General features: G+C 49.7%; 16 protein-coding genes. 7 read left to right on the forward strand and 9 right to left on the reverse strand.

Features of this window, described 5'->3' with window-relative positions; genetic code table 11:
- Positions 1–154 precede the first annotated feature (154 nt).
- From MH144_RS14525 to MH144_RS14535, 3 genes are all read right to left on the reverse strand, one after another.
- Positions 155–1,114 (reverse strand): MraY family glycosyltransferase, encoded by a 960-nt coding sequence (locus tag MH144_RS14525; protein ID WP_095360332.1) that lies wholly within the window; start codon positions 1,112–1,114, stop codon positions 155–157.
- A gap of 128 nt (positions 1,115–1,242) precedes the next feature.
- On the reverse strand, positions 1,243–2,049 hold the full coding sequence (locus MH144_RS14530; protein ID WP_239302243.1) for a hypothetical protein: 807 nt from the start codon (positions 2,047–2,049) through the stop codon (positions 1,243–1,245).
- A gap of 8 nt (positions 2,050–2,057) precedes the next feature.
- Positions 2,058–2,366 carry an ArsR/SmtB family transcription factor gene (locus tag MH144_RS14535; RefSeq protein WP_239301389.1) on the reverse strand — a complete coding sequence of 103 codons (309 nt, stop codon included), beginning with the start codon at positions 2,364–2,366 and terminating at the stop codon, positions 2,058–2,060.
- Positions 2,367–2,524: 158 nt separating this feature from the next.
- On the opposite strand from MH144_RS14535, the gene MH144_RS14540 reads away from it, so the two are divergent.
- Positions 2,525–2,899: a nuclear transport factor 2 family protein gene (locus MH144_RS14540; protein ID WP_239301391.1), complete on the forward strand. Its 375-nt coding sequence runs from the start codon at positions 2,525–2,527 to the stop codon at positions 2,897–2,899.
- Between the two features lie 59 nt (positions 2,900–2,958).
- Here MH144_RS14540 and gntK read toward each other — a convergent pair whose 3' ends face one another.
- The 4 genes from gntK to MH144_RS14560 all read right to left on the reverse strand — a co-directional run bounded on the left by gntK (position 2,959) and on the right by MH144_RS14560 (position 7,716).
- A complete protein-coding gene (gntK, locus tag MH144_RS14545; RefSeq protein WP_239301404.1) occupies positions 2,959–4,512 on the reverse strand; it encodes a gluconokinase in 1,554 nt (517 codons plus the stop codon).
- An 84-nt stretch (positions 4,513–4,596) separates the two neighbouring features.
- On the reverse strand, positions 4,597–5,424 hold the full coding sequence (locus MH144_RS14550) for a carbohydrate ABC transporter permease (RefSeq protein ID WP_095290931.1): 828 nt from the start codon (positions 5,422–5,424) through the stop codon (positions 4,597–4,599).
- A 21-nt stretch (positions 5,425–5,445) separates the two neighbouring features.
- Positions 5,446–6,396: a carbohydrate ABC transporter permease gene (locus tag MH144_RS14555; protein WP_239301406.1), complete on the reverse strand. Its 951-nt coding sequence runs from the start codon at positions 6,394–6,396 to the stop codon at positions 5,446–5,448.
- 45 nt (positions 6,397–6,441) lie between these two features.
- Positions 6,442–7,716: an ABC transporter substrate-binding protein gene (locus MH144_RS14560; protein WP_239301408.1), complete on the reverse strand. Its 1,275-nt coding sequence runs from the start codon at positions 7,714–7,716 to the stop codon at positions 6,442–6,444.
- A 323-nt stretch (positions 7,717–8,039) separates the two neighbouring features.
- On the opposite strand from MH144_RS14560, the gene MH144_RS14565 reads away from it, so the two are divergent.
- The 5 genes from MH144_RS14565 to MH144_RS14585 all read left to right on the forward strand — a co-directional run bounded on the left by MH144_RS14565 (position 8,040) and on the right by MH144_RS14585 (position 14,325).
- Positions 8,040–8,807: a GTP cyclohydrolase II gene (locus MH144_RS14565; protein ID WP_239301410.1), complete on the forward strand. Its 768-nt coding sequence runs from the start codon at positions 8,040–8,042 to the stop codon at positions 8,805–8,807.
- 237 nt (positions 8,808–9,044) lie between these two features.
- Positions 9,045–9,629 (forward strand): glycerol-3-phosphate responsive antiterminator, encoded by a 585-nt coding sequence (locus tag MH144_RS14570; RefSeq protein WP_343226065.1) that lies wholly within the window; start codon positions 9,045–9,047, stop codon positions 9,627–9,629.
- A gap of 74 nt (positions 9,630–9,703) precedes the next feature.
- Positions 9,704–11,191 carry a glycerol kinase GlpK gene (gene glpK, locus MH144_RS14575; RefSeq protein ID WP_239301421.1) on the forward strand — a complete coding sequence of 496 codons (1,488 nt, stop codon included), beginning with the start codon at positions 9,704–9,706 and terminating at the stop codon, positions 11,189–11,191.
- 402 nt (positions 11,192–11,593) lie between these two features.
- On the forward strand, positions 11,594–13,252 hold the full coding sequence (locus MH144_RS14580; RefSeq protein ID WP_275440114.1) for a glycerol-3-phosphate dehydrogenase/oxidase: 1,659 nt from the start codon (positions 11,594–11,596) through the stop codon (positions 13,250–13,252).
- A gap of 68 nt (positions 13,253–13,320) precedes the next feature.
- Positions 13,321–14,325, forward strand: a complete 1,005-nt coding sequence (locus MH144_RS14585) for a Gfo/Idh/MocA family protein (protein ID WP_239301423.1) — start codon at positions 13,321–13,323, stop codon at positions 14,323–14,325.
- A 113-nt stretch (positions 14,326–14,438) separates the two neighbouring features.
- On the opposite strand, the gene MH144_RS14590 is transcribed toward MH144_RS14585, so the two are convergent.
- A complete protein-coding gene (locus tag MH144_RS14590; RefSeq protein WP_236146850.1) occupies positions 14,439–14,711 on the reverse strand; it encodes a winged helix-turn-helix transcriptional regulator in 273 nt (90 codons plus the stop codon).
- 482 nt (positions 14,712–15,193) lie between these two features.
- Between MH144_RS14590 and MH144_RS14595 the strand changes: the two genes are divergently transcribed.
- The gene (locus MH144_RS14595; RefSeq protein ID WP_239301425.1) at positions 15,194–15,565 is read left to right on the forward strand and encodes a DoxX family protein; all 372 of its coding nucleotides are present in this window, start codon (positions 15,194–15,196) and stop codon (positions 15,563–15,565) included.
- 111 nt (positions 15,566–15,676) lie between these two features.
- Here MH144_RS14595 and MH144_RS14600 read toward each other — a convergent pair whose 3' ends face one another.
- A complete protein-coding gene (locus MH144_RS14600; RefSeq protein ID WP_239301427.1) occupies positions 15,677–16,513 on the reverse strand; it encodes a DNA alkylation repair protein in 837 nt (278 codons plus the stop codon).
- Between the last annotated feature and the right edge of the window lie 38 nt (positions 16,514–16,551).

The following is a 16,551-nucleotide window of genomic DNA, read 5'->3' on the forward strand; positions in this document are numbered from 1 at the left end:
TGGAAGGTTGGGGTCTGAATAACACTGATCGGAAGAAAAGAGAAGACTTACTCCAAGTTATAAAGCTGATGGAAGGGTCATATCAGCAAAAAGACGAGCCCGTGGATTCACGGACCCGTCTTTTTTTACCTGTATGGAGCAATGTCGCCTGTCCCTACATTTCCACCAACATGAGAATGATGGAGGAGAGACAGAGGCAGGTACTGATGAGATACAAGACACCAACCACCTGCTTATGGTTCAGCCCTGCACGCAGGAGGCGGTAATGGGCCTGGCTTGCATCGGCCTGATAGATGGCTTTGCCTTGAATGAAACGTTTGATAACGACAAAGATATTGTCGAAGATCGGTACACCAAGGGCCAGAATCGGGATGAATAGCGACAGCATGGTCGCTTGCTTGAATGCCCCGTCAAGGGCAATGACAGCCAGAATGAAACCGAGAAATGTCGCTCCGGCATCGCCCATAAATACCTTGGCTGGAGGTTTGTTGTATTTCAGGTACCCAAGCGTTACACCGACAAGCACGATGGACATGAGTGCCGAATCGCTTTGACCTTTGGCCAGGGCAACGACAAACAGCGTGACTGCCGAGATCGCTGACAATCCACCAGCAAGCCCGTCCATGCCATCCGAGAAGTTAATGACGGTGGTTACGCCGAAGATCCACAGGATCGTCAGAATGAACTGCAGCCAGAACGGAAGCATGACGTATTCCGAAGTCAGCGGGTTAACAAACCCGGTGAATGCAATGCCGGAAGCAAATACAAGCACGGCCGCAGAAATCTGAATGATCATTTTGGGCAGGGCGGGAAAGTCTTTGCCCTTCGTTTTGTACCAGTCGTCAATGGTACCAATCGTTAACAGAAGCATGCCGCCTGCAACCAGTGCGGCCGTCTCCATGGACAACTGCTTCGTAAAAGCAATGTATGTCAGGAAGAATCCAGTAAATATCGCGTAACTCGCCGTCAGCGGAATGGGCTGCCTGTGCAGCTTACGCTCTACGTCCTCCCGTGGCTTGTCCACAAAATCAAGGCGGTGGGCCAGTCGGCTAAGCGGAGGAATGAGCAGAAGCACGACAACAAAAGACAGCAAAAAGGCCATTATGTATACCATAAAATTGCTTGATTCACTCCCATCTACCATTTTTCCCCTATTATACGAGCTAGAGCGGAAATCTGTCGATGTCATTATTGTAACCTGCATGTTCACACATGTTGGCAGAAAGCCAAAGTTCAGAACATTTATTGCAAATAAGAACCAAAAAGATGGTTTGCTGTTTCCGCATTATAGCCGTCATCACCTTGCCAGGTAGCGGCAAAGACAAAGTCGCCGGAGCCACCCTTGCCTTTTCTCGGCGTATCGCCAGGAACCAGCAGTCCAGCAGCAGCCCAGATTTCAAGCAAGGCATCTCGTTCCTGTTTACTCGAAGGGAGCAGACCTTTCCATAGCTTTTCAAGCGGGCGGGCACTATCCTTGGGATCACCAGTCTGGCTGGCTGCGAGAAGCTGTTCAAGGATGGCCTTGTCTTCCAAGGTTACCTCGTAGCTTGAATCGTTATCAAGAAGCAGCAGCTCCAGATCCATCAGACAGTAGAGCAGCCATCCATGACGGACCCCGCCCCATTTGATCCGCTCAAAATTCAGGACGTTTAGATCCATGTTCACATACTGCTTGTCCGACTGTAACCGCAGGTAATTGCAATCCCCGCATGCACTAGTGTTGGCATGAAGCGCAGGCCGTTCCGCATAGGTGTGCAGAGGTAAACGTGAGGTGAGTGCCCAACTGGAGAGCGCACTGCGCAAATAAACTTTTTTGGTAGACAGGCTATGCAGAAAAGCCGATACGACCCTGTCCTTCAAGGTGATGTCTTGATGCATTTCATGCAGACGCCGGACAATCTCGTCGTGGGTGGTGGTCTGCGGATCGAACATCACATGCTTGCTCTTAGCATATTCAAAATCATCCCCGGAGAACGGTGCACGTTCTGTCTTCCAGCCGCCACCTCCCCAGAATGTGCTCAGCAGTATTTTTGCCGCTTTTTTATCCAACAATGCAATTAACCTCCTGTCGTATTCAATATTAATTCTACAAGACCGGGAAAACGGCTGTTTAGATCATCCTTTCGCAAAGAGTAAAAATGCTGTTTGCCTTCAATACGTGGCTGGATCAGGCCCGCTTCACGCAAAATTTTGATGTGGTGGGACAACGTTGATTTGGAAATATGGTCTACTTCGAAGGCGGAACAGTTTTTCTCGCCGGAGCTGGCCAGGCAGTGTGCAATCTTCATGCGCACCGGATCACCGAGTGCATTGCAGACCGTGGTAAACTCCATTTTCGAAGTCATGGGAATCGTAGGTGTTTTCATATCTATGACGGTAGCATATTAAAACGTCTCTTTCAATGTTTGATTTTTTTCGAACTGAGGGTTGTAAGGAGACTGGTCGTGTGATACATTTCTATTCAATAGTTCGAAATTATTCGAACTGTAATTCAAAACGGTTTATGACCATCAGGAGGAACATCATGACTACCTTATTAAACAACTATTTTCGTTTATTTGACGCTTCCCGTACGGATGCACGTGCGATGGAGGATTTGCTGTCCCTGTTTACACCGGATGCTGAGATTGTGTTAAACGGAACCAGCAGAAGAGGATTTGAAGGTTTTATGAAAGCATTCTACGAGTACAACATGGACGTCAAACATATGTGGGACGGGTGGGTGCTGCAGCCGGACGGCAGCTATCAGACGAACTGGGCCGTGTGTGGACAAGCTGCTGATGGCAAGGTATATGCCAAGACAGGGATTGATATCGCTCGCCTGAATGATGAGGGACAGATTATGTATCTGGAAAATGTGCAGGACGACAAGGATGCATTCAGTAAATATAATCAGTAATGCTTTTATAAGTAGTAAAAAAACAGGTGCCCATGAAAGGGCGCCTGTTTTTCTGCAATTTATTTCTGATGCATTGTTTTATTTTGAAAAGCAGCGATATCCGCATACTCTTCTTCAAATTTGCGGGAGATCCGGATGAAGATCGGCAGCAATTCCCGGTAGATGCGGACATGATCCGGGTCAGGCTGATGGCGATGTGTGGATCCGATCATGCCGGATACCGCACTCAGGGAATCAATACGACCTAGTGCGTACAAGCCAAGCACGGCTGCGCCAAGGCAGGAGCTCTCAATACTTTCGGGAATAATCACATCCTGGTCGAAAATATCAGCCATCATCTGCCGCCATAATTCGGAGCGGGCGAAGCCGCCCGTTGCCTGAATCTTGGTAGGACGGCCGATCTTCTCCTCAATAGCCAGCATGACCGTATACAGATTGAACAGTACACCTTCCAAAGCTGCGCGGATCATGTGCTCCTTCTTATGATGAAGCGTCAGACCGAAGAACGAGCCGCGGGCATTCGGATTCCAGAGCGGAGCCCGCTCACCTGTCATATACGGATGGAAGAGCAGACCCTCCGATCCTGGCGGTACATTTTCAGCAACACGTGTGAGCACTTCATAAGGGTCAATGCCCAGCCGCTTCGCTGTCTCTACCTCAGAAGCTGCAAACTCGTCCCGAATCCAGCGGAAAATGACTCCGCCATTATTAACGGGCCCGCCAATCACCCACGCATCCTCAGTGAGCGCATAACAGAAGAAGCGTCCTTTCGGATCGGTAACCGGTTTGTCCACGACCGTACGAATGGCTCCGCTGGTGCCGATGGTCACTGCCACCACACCAGGATCAATTGCGTTTACGCCAAGATTGGAGAGCACACCGTCACTTGCCCCGATGACAAATGGCGTCGTGTCTGCAATGCCCATTTCCTTGGCATACTCCGGGTTCAGACCTTGCTTGAGCACATGAGTGGTCGGCACAAGCCGGGATAAATGGCCTGGTTTAATTCCTGCCACATGCAGGGCTTCCTCATCCCAGTCCAGCTTCTCCAGATTCATCATTCCGGTGGCAGACGCCATGGAGTGATCAATCACGTATTCATTGAACAGCTTGAGGAACACGTATTCTTTCATGGAGATAAATTTATGAGTTTGCTTGAACAGCTCCGGCTGTTCCCGGGTCAGCCACATGATTTTGGTCAGCGGTGACATCGGATGAATGGGCGTTCCTGTTCTCAGATAGATTTCATGACCGTTCATTTCAGTTTTGAGAGCTTCGGTCCATTCCGCGCTGCGATTGTCTGCCCACGTCATGGCACGCATGAGCGGTTTGCCTTGCCCGTCAACAGGCAGGATGCTGTGCATTGCCGAGCTGAACGATACAAACAGGATCTCATCCGGTTTGACACCTGCCTTGGAGGTCGCCTGCTTAACGGATTCTACAACGGCTTGGAAAATATCGTCCGCATCCTGCTCAGCAATCGCAGGAGTTGGGGTATACAGCGGATAATCGGCACCACCCTGAGCCACAATGGAACCGTTTTGTTCGAACAATACGGCCTTGGTGGATGTGGTGCCGATATCTACGCCAATCATATAGGGTGAAGAAGCCATTTTGTCATCCCTTTCTCTGGAGCATCTGGTATTTATCTTTAGATAAGAATATCAGACTTGAGGGATGGATCAAAATGCCGAGTCTTAATCTTTCACCGCTCCTGCGGCAATGTCCGAAATGAACTGGCGGCTGATGAACAGGAACATAATAATGAGCGGAATAACAGCCAGCAGTGTACCAGCGATAACCATCGCGTAATCCGTATTGTACAGTCCGTTTAACTGTGAGAGGGCAATCTGCAATGTGTATTTCCGTTCATCTGTCAGGACAATGAGCGGCCACAGATAGTCGTTCCACACTCCGATAAAGGTAAATGCACCGAGAAACGCAAACGCAGGTCGCAGGATCGGCAACGCCACATTCCAATAGAGACGGAAGAAATTACAGCCGTCGATCCGGCCTGCATCGAGCAGGTCATTCGGGATGGACTCCGTGGCATACTGGCGAATCCAGAAAATGCCGAAGGCATTCACCATGCCCGGAATAATCAGGGCCTTGAAGGAACCGACCCAACCGAACGTCGCCATGAGCACGAAGGAAGGCACGAGCGACAGCTGGGAAGGCACCATCATGGTGGCGAGCAGCAGGACGAAGAGCCACTTTTTGCCCGGAAATTCAAACTTCGCGAACGCAAAACCTGCTAATGAATCGAAGAACAGCACGAGCACGGTCACCATGCCGGATACAAACAGTGTATTGACAAATGCACCCCAGAAGTCGATCTGCTGCAGCACCCGGCTGATATTATTCCACAGTTCGCCGCCGAACCAGAGCTGGGGCGGAAATGCATAGATGTCGGACGTTGTCCGGGTGGACATTACAATCAGCCAATAGAACGGGAACATGGAAATGAGCATGCCCCCGATAAGACCGGTATACAATACCAGCGATTTGAGGTATTTGGACGTCATGAGCGCTCCCCCCTTGTCACATCAGGATGACTTGCCTTGAACAAGCTTCCAGTTCACGATGGAGAACAGGGCGATAATGAGGAACATGCCCCACCCCACCGCTGCACCATATCCGAAGTAATTGTTGATAAACGATTCACGGTAAAGGTACAGAACAATGGTCATCCCGGCTGCGCCTGCACCGCCGTCGTTGCCTACGAGGATCTGAGGTTCGGTGAACAGCTGCATGCCGCCAATCGTTGATGTAATCACCGTGAACAGAATTACAGGGCGCAGCATTGGAATTGTAATCCGGAAAAAGGACTGTATACCGGATGCGCCGTCAATTTTGGCTGCCTCATACAAGGTCTGCGGTATACTCTGAAGTCCGGCCAGATAAATGACTGCGTTGTACCCGGTCCAGCGCCAGACGACCATGGAGGAGATCGCCACTTTAATACCCCAAGGTGCATTAAGCCATTCCACGACCGGAAGCCCGACCGACTGCAGGATATAGTTGAGAAAGCCATAGTTGTTAGCAAACAGTGCACCAAAGATGATCGCCACGGCTACGATGGATGTAACGTTTGGCAGGAAGTAACCGACCCGAAACAGTGTACGGAACTTCACGAACGGCGCATGCAGCAAAAAGGCGACAATAAGAGCAAAGAACAGCATGGGAATGGTCGAGTATATCCAGATCATGAATGTATTGCCCACAGCCTGCCAGAACTCGGCATCTGTCAGCATGTATTTAAAATTGTTCAGCCCATTGTAGGTCATTACGCCAATACCGTCCCACTTATGGAAGGCCAGGTACAATGAGAAGCCAATGGGGAACAGGCCAAACACGGCAAAGAGAATATAAAAAGGCGAGATCGCAGCATATAGGGCACGATGTTCCCAAATTTGGGACAGGAGAGATTTCTTCCGATCCAGGTCCGGACGCACAGCTCCGGGTTCGGGAGTGAGATGGGGTTCGGTTACAGCCATATGAATTCCTCCTTATGCGGATATCGAACACACACGTTCTTCAGGTCAACGCTGGAGTTCCCGCTCAACGCGGTGTACGGTATCGGTCCAGACCTGCTCGGGATCGGCATTTTGCTTCGCGACATCATTCAGGCGCCGGGTAATAATGTTGTGTACCGATGGGTAACGTTCACCAAAAAAGGCATCTGGAACATGCTGTGCCGATTCGGCAAATACAGGCCCTGTCGCCTGTCCGCCGAAGAAGGGTTCCTCTTCTTTCATTGCCGGTGAGTCGAACACACCCGGTGCGGAAGGGAAGAGGTTCAACGTCTGATACTGCTCCAGCTGATTTTCCGGACTCTGCAGCCAGCGCACCAGCTCGAAGGCTTCCTGAGGATGCTCGCTGGACTTCAGAATGGACAGGAACGAACCGCCATTATTGCCGTCTCCTCCTGGAGCACGGGCTACTCGCCATTTACCCGATGTATCTGGCGCAGCTTCCTGCAGCACCTGCTTCATCCAGACGGCACCCACGAAGGATGCAATTTCCCCATTGTTCATCGCTGCATTCCAGCCAGGAGTCCAACCATCGGCATTCGCCAGCAATCCCTTTTGCTTGAAATCAATGGCGGTATCCCAGCTTGTTCGTACCAGAGGAGAATCCATGCCGATAAAAGAACCATTCGGGCGGAAGTAGCGCTCAGCTCCTTGGGACAACACTTGATTGTAAACGCTTCCAATGTTATCGGTCAGAAATACCTTGCCCCCAAGTTTCTCCTTGATCTGTTCGCCTGCTGCGGCGTATGCCTCCCAGCTGTTCAGCTGACGGGTCACATCTTCCGGCTCAGATGGAAGTCCGGCCTCCTTGAAGAGGTCAGCCCTATAAAAGAGAGCTGTCGGCCCCGTATCCATTGGGAATCCAATCATCTGTCCGCTTGGTGTTACACCCTGCTTCCATTTCCATTCCAGGTACTGGTCTTCGACGTCCCCTGCGCCAAGATCATACAGATTATAAAAACGGTCTTCACTGGGGAAGAGTTCCATGATCCAGTCGTTTAGGGCAACAATATCGGGCTCGCCTGATTTGGCAGCCAGCGTTGTCTTGAGCTTCGCTTTGAAGTCACCGCCGATCTTCTGGGCAGTCAGTTCGATATTGGGGAACTGTTCCCTGGCCTTGGCAATCAGCTTATCATCAATGGAACGGTTCCAGTACCATAGTGTAAGCGCTACCTTTTTGTTGTTCGCAGAATCGTCTTGTCCCGGCCAGATGGAGCATCCGCTTATAAGCAGGACGCAGATCATCATGATGGCTGTCCAGCAGGTTCTTTTCCGGCGGATCATGTGCACAACCCCCTCATCGTTAAGTTTGAGGCATGAAGTACTTTGGACTACAACATCATTCTATGAGCAGTTTATAAACTCATACCCAATATTCCGAAAATGAAACACAAATTTGTGTCGGTTTCGTATCCTAATTTATTAGTTACTTTAGAAACAAAACTTACTTGACACAATAAAATTTTTATTTTAAACTTGCTTACATAAAGTAACTAATGACGATGACAATAATATAGATACGTACTATAACCGTCCAGTGATCTTTTTTCAGTCTGGATACGAACGAATCAGTATATCAAATGGCTTAACAGGAGGAACGAAACATTATGATTAATTCACATATTATTCAACTGCTTGCCCCCAAAATCCAGACTTTTCCGAGTGGAAAAGAGTTCATATACCTGGTTGGACCGATTAAGCTCCCAGTCAATCTGGATGGAGAGACGCGTACATTTCAGTGGTACAGCTGGCTGAAATCGGATAAGGTCATGGAGAGCGGTGAGCTGATTGAATCCCTGGCTACTGCTGAACTTGCAGAACGTCAGCAATCAAGTGTGCTCGTATACGGCGATTTTGCCGAAGCACAGGAAGCGCTGATCCGGATGCACAGCATCTGTCATACAGGCGATATTTTTGGCAGCAAACGCTGTGATTGCGGCTTCCAGCTGGAGCAATCCATGAAAATGATTGCAGCCCATGGAGCGGGAGCCTTGTTCTATCTGGCGAACCATGAAGGTCGCGGGATTGGTCTGTTCAGCAAAGCGATGGCGTACATTCTGCAAGAGGAAGGTCTGGATACCGTAGATGCCAACCTTCAGCTTGGTTTTACGGATGATGCTCGTAACTATGATGATGCTATTTCTGTATTGCGTACACTGCGTTCTGCACCTGTTACGTTGATCACCAATAATCCACGGAAGCTGGCTGCACTGCAGGAAGCGGGACTGAATGTGGGCGGACGTGTTCCGCTGTGGGGCGATCGCTCGGCGTTCAATGAGAAATACCTGCAGACGAAGGTAAGTCGTTCGGGTCACTTGGCTGAGAACGATGGCTGGGCCGAGGCAGATGTACTGCTTCCCCATGCGCAGGCTTAAGGGTTGTACCCTTGTGTGTTAAGCAGCATCGATTTCGGTGAAAGTGCCTTGTAGTACAATTGACAAAGGTTGGCTGTTGTTGTCCACTTCTTCGGGAGTGTACGACAACGGCTTTTTTGTGTTTAATACAGAGCATTGGACTCTATCGAGCTTTCCTTCCGGTACCTGGCCCTGCTTGCCGATCTACCATGCGGATTATACAATATAGGCAATCTGAATGATGCAGGAGGAACGATGGTGCCATTTGAGGGACAGAGCATGTTACCCGCTGCCAAGAGCATGAAGCAGTTCGAAGCGATTATTGATGGCCCTTACACCTATGGGGTTTTGCTGGATACCCACATTGCCCAGCTGGAGAGCTTGCTGGATGAGGCAAGGCGGCGAAGCAAGAAAATCCTGCTGCATGCCGATCTGGTTCAAGGACTGAAGAACGATGAGTACGCGGCAGAATATTTGTGTCAGCATATTCGTCCGGCGGGATTGATCTCTACACGGGCGACAGTGATTCAAAAGGCGAAACAAAAGGGGATCACCGCAATTCAGCGGGTGTTTCTACTGGATACGAATGCGTTGGAGAAAAGTTATCAACTGCTGGCGAAGACACAGCCGGATTATATTGAAGTGCTTCCTGGCGTTATTCCGCATATTATTACCGAGGTAGCGGAACGGACGGGGATTCCCATTATTGCCGGAGGACTGATCAGGTCTGCCAAAGAGGTTGAGCTGGCACTGCAGGCCGGTGCAACAGCGGTGACCACGTCCAATTTTGACCTGATCCGACATTTTGGGGAATCGCTTACAGAGCCGAAACAAGAGCATTAACTAACAATCATTGCATCTGTCAATCAGGCACCTGAGATATCGAATGATGCACTATGTTTACAGGAGGTTGCGATATGGAAAAGTATATTATGGCTCTTGATCAGGGGACCACGAGTTCACGGGCCATTCTGTTTAACCACAATGGGGAGATTGTACATATTGCCCAGCAGGAGTTTCCCCAGTATTTCCCCAAGCCGGGCTGGGTCGAGCAGAATGCAAATGAAATCTGGAGCTCCATTCTAGCGGTTATGGCTTCATGCTTGGCAGAGAGCGGGGTTAAGCCTGCCCAGATTGCCGGCATCGGGATTACGAACCAGCGCGAGACGGTTGTGGTATGGGACAAGGAAACGGGCCGCCCCATCTATAATGCTGTAGTCTGGCAGTCGAGACAAACTGCTGATATCTGTGATGAGCTGAAGACGAAGGGACTGGCAGACCTTTTTCGGGAAAAAACAGGACTGCTGATTGATCCCTATTTTTCCGGTACGAAAGTCAAGTGGATTCTGGACCATGTGCCAGGAGCACGTGAACGGGCGGAGCAGGGAGAATTACTATTTGGCACGATCGACAGCTGGCTGATCTGGAAGCTCAGTGGAGGTACACATGTAACGGACGTATCCAATGCCTCCCGTACATTGATGTACAACATCTATGATCTGCAATGGGATGACGAACTTCTGGATATTCTCGATATTCCAAAAGCGATGCTGCCGGAAGTGCGGGGCTCCTCTGAAGTGTATGCGCACACGATGGATTATCATTTCTTCGGCCACCGGGTTCCCATTGCTGGCGCAGCAGGCGATCAGCAGGCAGCCCTGTTCGGTCAGGGATGTTATCACAAGGGTAGTATGAAAAACACCTATGGTACCGGATGCTTCATGCTCATGAATACCGGGAAAGATCCGGTAAAGTCGGACCATGGACTGATCACAACGATTGCTTGGGGTGTTAACGGCAAGGTGGAGTATGCACTTGAAGGCAGCATTTTTGTGGCAGGCTCTGCCATTCAGTGGCTTCGTGACGGATTAAGGATGCTTCGTTCCTCCAAGGATAGTGAGGATTATGCTGCACGGGTACCCTCCACAGATGGTGTGTATATGGTACCGGCCTTCGTGGGGCTAGGTAGTCCGTACTGGGACAGCGAGGTGAAGGGTGCCGTATTCGGCCTGACACGCGGCACCACGAAGGAACATTTTATTCGTGCGACGCTTGAAGCGCTGGCGTATCAAACCAAGGATGTCCTGGCAGCTATGGAATCCGACTCGGGCATTGACGTTCATTCTTTACGGGTCGATGGAGGCGCAGCGGCCAATGACTTTCTGATGCAATTCCAGAGCGACATTCTGGGCATTCCGGTTGAGCGCCCAACGGTGAACGAGACAACGGCTCTGGGGGCGGCTTATTTGGCAGGTCTTGCTGTCGGATACTGGGAAAGTGCCGATGAACTGAAGGATCATGAGAACACGGAGCGCGTATTCAATCCGCTGATGGATGAGGATACCAGAAATGATCTGTACGCGGGTTGGCAGCGAGCAGTGAAGGCTGCGATGGCCTTTAAATAAGTAGGATTATGAAGATATAGACATTTGTACTTTTTCGTTAAATAAATGCAATAGATGATAATTCCTGGTGGAAAATGATGCATAACTTACAGGGGATATTTTCCTGGGGGACGAAATACAGATATCCACTATTAGGAAAATAAAGAGGTTAGTGGATCAGTTTGAAATTACGCCCTTGGGCAGAACAATTTTTTGAAATTTTTTTGAATAATGTGTCATTTCAGGCCTTCACGCCGCTCAAAATGTGTGATAGGATTAAGGCACAAGTTAAAAAATGATGTCTGGAGATCGGGAGAGACCACGTACCGCTCAGCAATTGCTGCAGCGAATGACGTGGTCTTTTTTTGTTCTTTTTTGAAGATGGATTAGCAAAAATAAAGGCAATGAATGGGAGGCATACCGATGACTTCACCTTTCTCGGCAGCGCTACGCGGGGAATATCTCCAATCCATGGCGAATGCACATTTTGACATATTGATTATAGGCGGAGGGATCACTGGAGCAGGCATTGCCCTTGATGCAGCGTCCCGCGGACTGAAGACCGCGCTGGTTGAAATGCAGGATTTTGCAGCGGGTACGTCCAGCCGTTCAACCAAACTGGTCCACGGAGGTCTACGATATCTGAAGCAGTTTGAAGTGAAAATGGTGGCTGAGGTAGGACGCGAACGGGCAATTGTTTATGAAAATGGACCTCATGTGACGACACCGGAACCGATGCTCCTGCCCATCTATACGGGAGGTACATTTGGGCGCTTCAGCACATCCATTGGTTTGATGGTGTATGACCGGCTCGCGGGTGTGAAGCGCAGCGAACGCCGTACGATGCTGAACGCTGGAGCTGTCTCGGACAGCGAACCTTTGCTGCGCAGAGAGGGACTGCTGGGTGGCGGGTTATATGTGGAATACCGTACGGATGATGCACGGCTTACCATCGAAGTAATGAAAGAAGCGGTGAAGCGTGGAGCCCAAGCTGTGAATTATGTAAAAGCAGACGGGTTTGTGAAGGAAAACGGAAAGATCATTGGCATTCAGGCCACAGACCAGATCACAGGCCAAAGTGTTCAATTAAGGGCAAGCAAGGTAATCAATGCTTCGGGTCCATGGGTGGATGAGCTCCGCAAGGTAGACGGTTCAAGGCAGGGCAAGACGCTGCAAATGACCAAAGGCATTCATTTGGTGTTCAACGGATCAAGGTTTCCTCTTCGGCAAGCTGTATATTTTGATACGCCTGATGGGCGAATGGTTTTCGCGGTTCCGCGTGATGGCAAAACATACGTGGGTACCACCGATACTGTTTTCCAAGATGACCCGGCGTATCCTCTGATCTCTGAAGCAGATCGGGATTATGTGATCGATGCGGTAAATGGCATGTTTCCAGATATCCAGATTCGTGCCGAAGATGTGGAATCGGGCTGGGCTGGCATACGTCCATTAATTCATGAGGAAGGCAAGAGTCCCTCTGAAATCTCACGCAAGGATGAAGTGTGGGTCTCTCCCTCCGGACTGATCACCATTGCGGGGGGCAAACTGACCGGGTATCGCAAAATGGCTGAAATGGTCGTTGATCTGGCAGCCAGGGAGCTGAAGCAGGAAACAGGGAAATTGATCGGGCCATGCATAACGAAGAAGATGCCGATTTCCGGTGGGGACGTGGGTGGCTCAGCAGGGTACTCTGTTTATATAGAGCGCAAGATTAAGGATGGGGTGGCACTCGGACTTAATCGGCAAGCTGCAGAGCGGCTGGCTCGTACCTATGGATCCAATGTGGATGCCCTTTATGATCGGATGCCTGATCCACGGGCCAAGGCCGAGCTGCATGGCATGCCTCAGGAACTGCTGCTTATGCTGAATTATGCAATTGAGGAAGAAATGGCCGTAACCCCAGCAGACTTCCTTGTGCGACGAACAGGTGATTTATTTTTCCGAATTGACGAGGTGCGTCAGTATAAGTCGGCAGTTATCCAATACATGAATGATCGGCTATGCTGGACGGATGAGCAGAGAACAGGGTATGAACAAGAGCTGGACCGGCTGATATTGGGGGCATCTGGCAAAATATAATGCAGGATTTCGTATTCGGGGGTCGAATGGAACATGTAAGCGCGTAACAAAGAGAGGGGATTACATCCATGACGTTACAGATCGGCATCATTGGAACAGGCTGGTTCAGCAAAGTACATGCAGATATTTTGGCACGAATGGAAGGTGTCCGTGTGGCAAGTGTGCTCGGGACCACCTTGGAGAAAGCTGAGGCCATGGCTTCCGTGTACGATGCAGCTGGCTACAGCGAGCTTGAACATATGCTGGATGGGGAGAAGCTGGATGCAGTTTACATCTGCGTTCCGCCAATGTCACATGGTTCGATTGAATCGGAACTGATTCGTCGCGGCATTCCTTTCCTTGTGGAGAAGCCACTAAGCACAGGAATGGATATTCCGCGCAACATTTTAGATCAGGTGAAGAATACAGATTTGCTTACTTCGGTAGGTTATCACTTCCGCTATCAGGAAGCTGCCCAGGTGCTTCGGGGAGCAATGAAGGATCAGACGATCGGCATGGCACTTGGACGATGGATGGGTGGGATGCCAGGCGTTGCCTGGTGGCGCCGTCAGGATGGATCCGGAGGGCAGTTTGTCGAGCAGACAACACATATTGTGGATCTGCTCCGATATTGTGCAGGAGAAGTTACTGAGGTGTATGCTGCAGCAGCCCAGCGTGTGATGCATGAGAAGCACGATCATGTTACCGTGGCAGATGTGGCGAATGTTACGCTTAAGCTGGAGAGCGGTGCCATTGCGAGCATTGCCAATACATGCCTGCTGCCCGATGGAGAAGGCGGTGCCGGACTTCAGTTCTACACGGAAGCGGGAGTATGGGATTGGACACCGGACCGTCTGCTGCTGCCAAGTGCTGCTGCCCACGCAATGGCAGGTCAGGAGATTCCGGCGGGACACAACCCGTATGAACGGGAGAACGAGGCATTCATTCATGCTCTTCGGACGGGCGATCGTACGCGGATCCTGTCTGATTACGCGGATGCCTGCCGTACTCAGGAGATTACAACAGCGGCGCTGGCATCTGCCGATTCCGGTCTGCCGGTGCAGCTGAAGCCTATCAAGAATCTCTCGCATTAATTCATTGAATGATCCATTGCGATTTAAGAAAAAAGCCTGAATGGGAAGCTGATCTGAGAAGATCAGCACCTATTCAGGCTTTTGGTGTTTTAGATTAGTAGCGATCGGCCATGCTATCGTTTCAGCCAATCGGAGGACCAGCCATAAATTTGGTTGATCACCGGCTCAATAGCCTTGCCTTTGGGAGTCAGCTCGTATTCAACCCGTGGCGGAATTTCAGGATACATATGACGGGTTACGATGCCTTCCATCTCCATTTCCTTCAACCGTTCGGATAACAGACGGCCGCTAATGGCCATTTCCGCTTCCAGCTCCGTGAAACGCTTGGGTCCGGAGAGCAGCTGATACATGATCAGCAGAACCCACTTCTTACCAATAATGTCCATGGCTTGTGTGATCAAACAGGGACTTGGTGATTTTGCTTTTCTCAGCTTCAACGTGTTCACCTCAATTCGCATAACAATGTTGGAATGGTTTAACTGTATTGTATATAAAAAAAGTGCCTGGCTTACCGCCACTCTGACGAAAAATAAGAAACATTCATTCATAAGGGTTACGACAAGAATCCGTGCAACAACCCTTTTGTATGTATTATACACCATTTATCAAAAAATTACTTGAATAAATAATCTTATTATTATATACTCACTTCATAAAAGTAAGTCAGTATCCAATAATACCTAATAGATAGATATGGACTACATTATTCGTTCGCATGTTGGCTTGAAAACCGAGTCGTCGCAAGACGGCTTTGACATAGATTTAGCATCTTGCAGATTTGAATTGAATTCGCAACGTACAGCAGGCAAGATGCTCCAGCTTTTCTTTTCATCTAACCTTTAGATCAGTTACAGGAGGAACATACATAATGAAAGTTATTGGATATATTTTTCTGGTTGTGCTTGCAGGTGTATTTGTGATGACAGGGCTTAACAAGGTGATGGGTGCTGAGATGATGGTGCAGACGTTCGAGAGCTTCTCGTATCCCAAGTGGACGATGTATCTGCTCGGCGCAGTAGAACTGCTTAGTGCAGTAGGCTTATTGATCCCGCGTACCCGCATGGTAGCAGCAGGTGTGCTGACATTTATTCTGATTGGTGCACTCGGAAGTCATCTGATCTACGGACAATACGGGGCAGTTGCACTTCCGGCAGTTCTGCTCGTTGCCAATATTGTCGTTCTGGTGATCGGTATGCGCAAGCTGGAGGAAGAAGAGGTCCTGGAAGTCATTCAGGCGTAACTTATTAGACCAACGTATAGATTGAATAACCAAAAGGGCGGCTGCGAAAACAGTTGCCCTCTTTTGCTATGCCTTCATTTAATTCATATTTCTTTACATTGTAAAAAGGGATCACAGGCTTCTCTGCGCTCGGGTGGTAATCCGCCTTGTGGCCTTCGTATCGGACATCTGCAGCCAGGTGTTACAGACCTGGCGAACCCAATCCGGATTCGATTTGCTGGCATCATTCAACCAGTTGCTAACCGAATCCTGTACATATTTGTCCGGATCGGATTTCACCAGTTCCAGCAGGGGAAGAGCTAAGGCCGGGTTATCTTTAAGCATCTGAATATGCTTGGCCCATACGCCGCGGGGTCTAATAGATTCAATGGCGAAGCGTCTGATTCGCGGATCAGGATCAGCTGTCCAGGGTAGAAGGTGCTCCAGGGCACGGGGTAACTCGTTTATGATCGGCTCACGTACAGCCATCCAGGCGATTTCGCGCACACCGAAGTGGGGATCTGCGGCAAAGGGACGGATCTGCGCCAGCCTTTCAATTAAAGACAATCGAGAATCCAGACCAATCATGTAAGCTGCCCAGCAGCGAACGCTGTCTGAACGATGCTGGGCAATGGAATAGAAAAGTTGGGTCCGATATTCAGTATCCTTGTGCTCCATGAGGGCAAGCCAAGCAAGAGCTATAACCGGAATGATCTTCATAATTCGATGCTCATTCAACTTCTGTAACTGTTGAATGGTTTCACGGGTATCCTCAATCATTTCCCAATCATGGATGACTTGCTGGAATAGAAGGATGTGATTGACTGCGAGCCATTCCGTGAGGTTGACGGATTCGATCTGTCCAGATTGGAGAAGGTTGCGAACATGCTCTGGAATATCCGCCGATTTGCGAGCACCTTTACGTAGAAGAATATCTTCGGGGATCGTTGCGTGTGCCTTTGCTTGCATGACTAAGCTCCTCCTTGTATACGTGTCCTATACGTACA

The organism is Paenibacillus sp. ACRRY (assembly GCF_022346995.1).
GTDB lineage: Bacteria > Bacillota > Bacilli > Paenibacillales > Paenibacillaceae > Paenibacillus.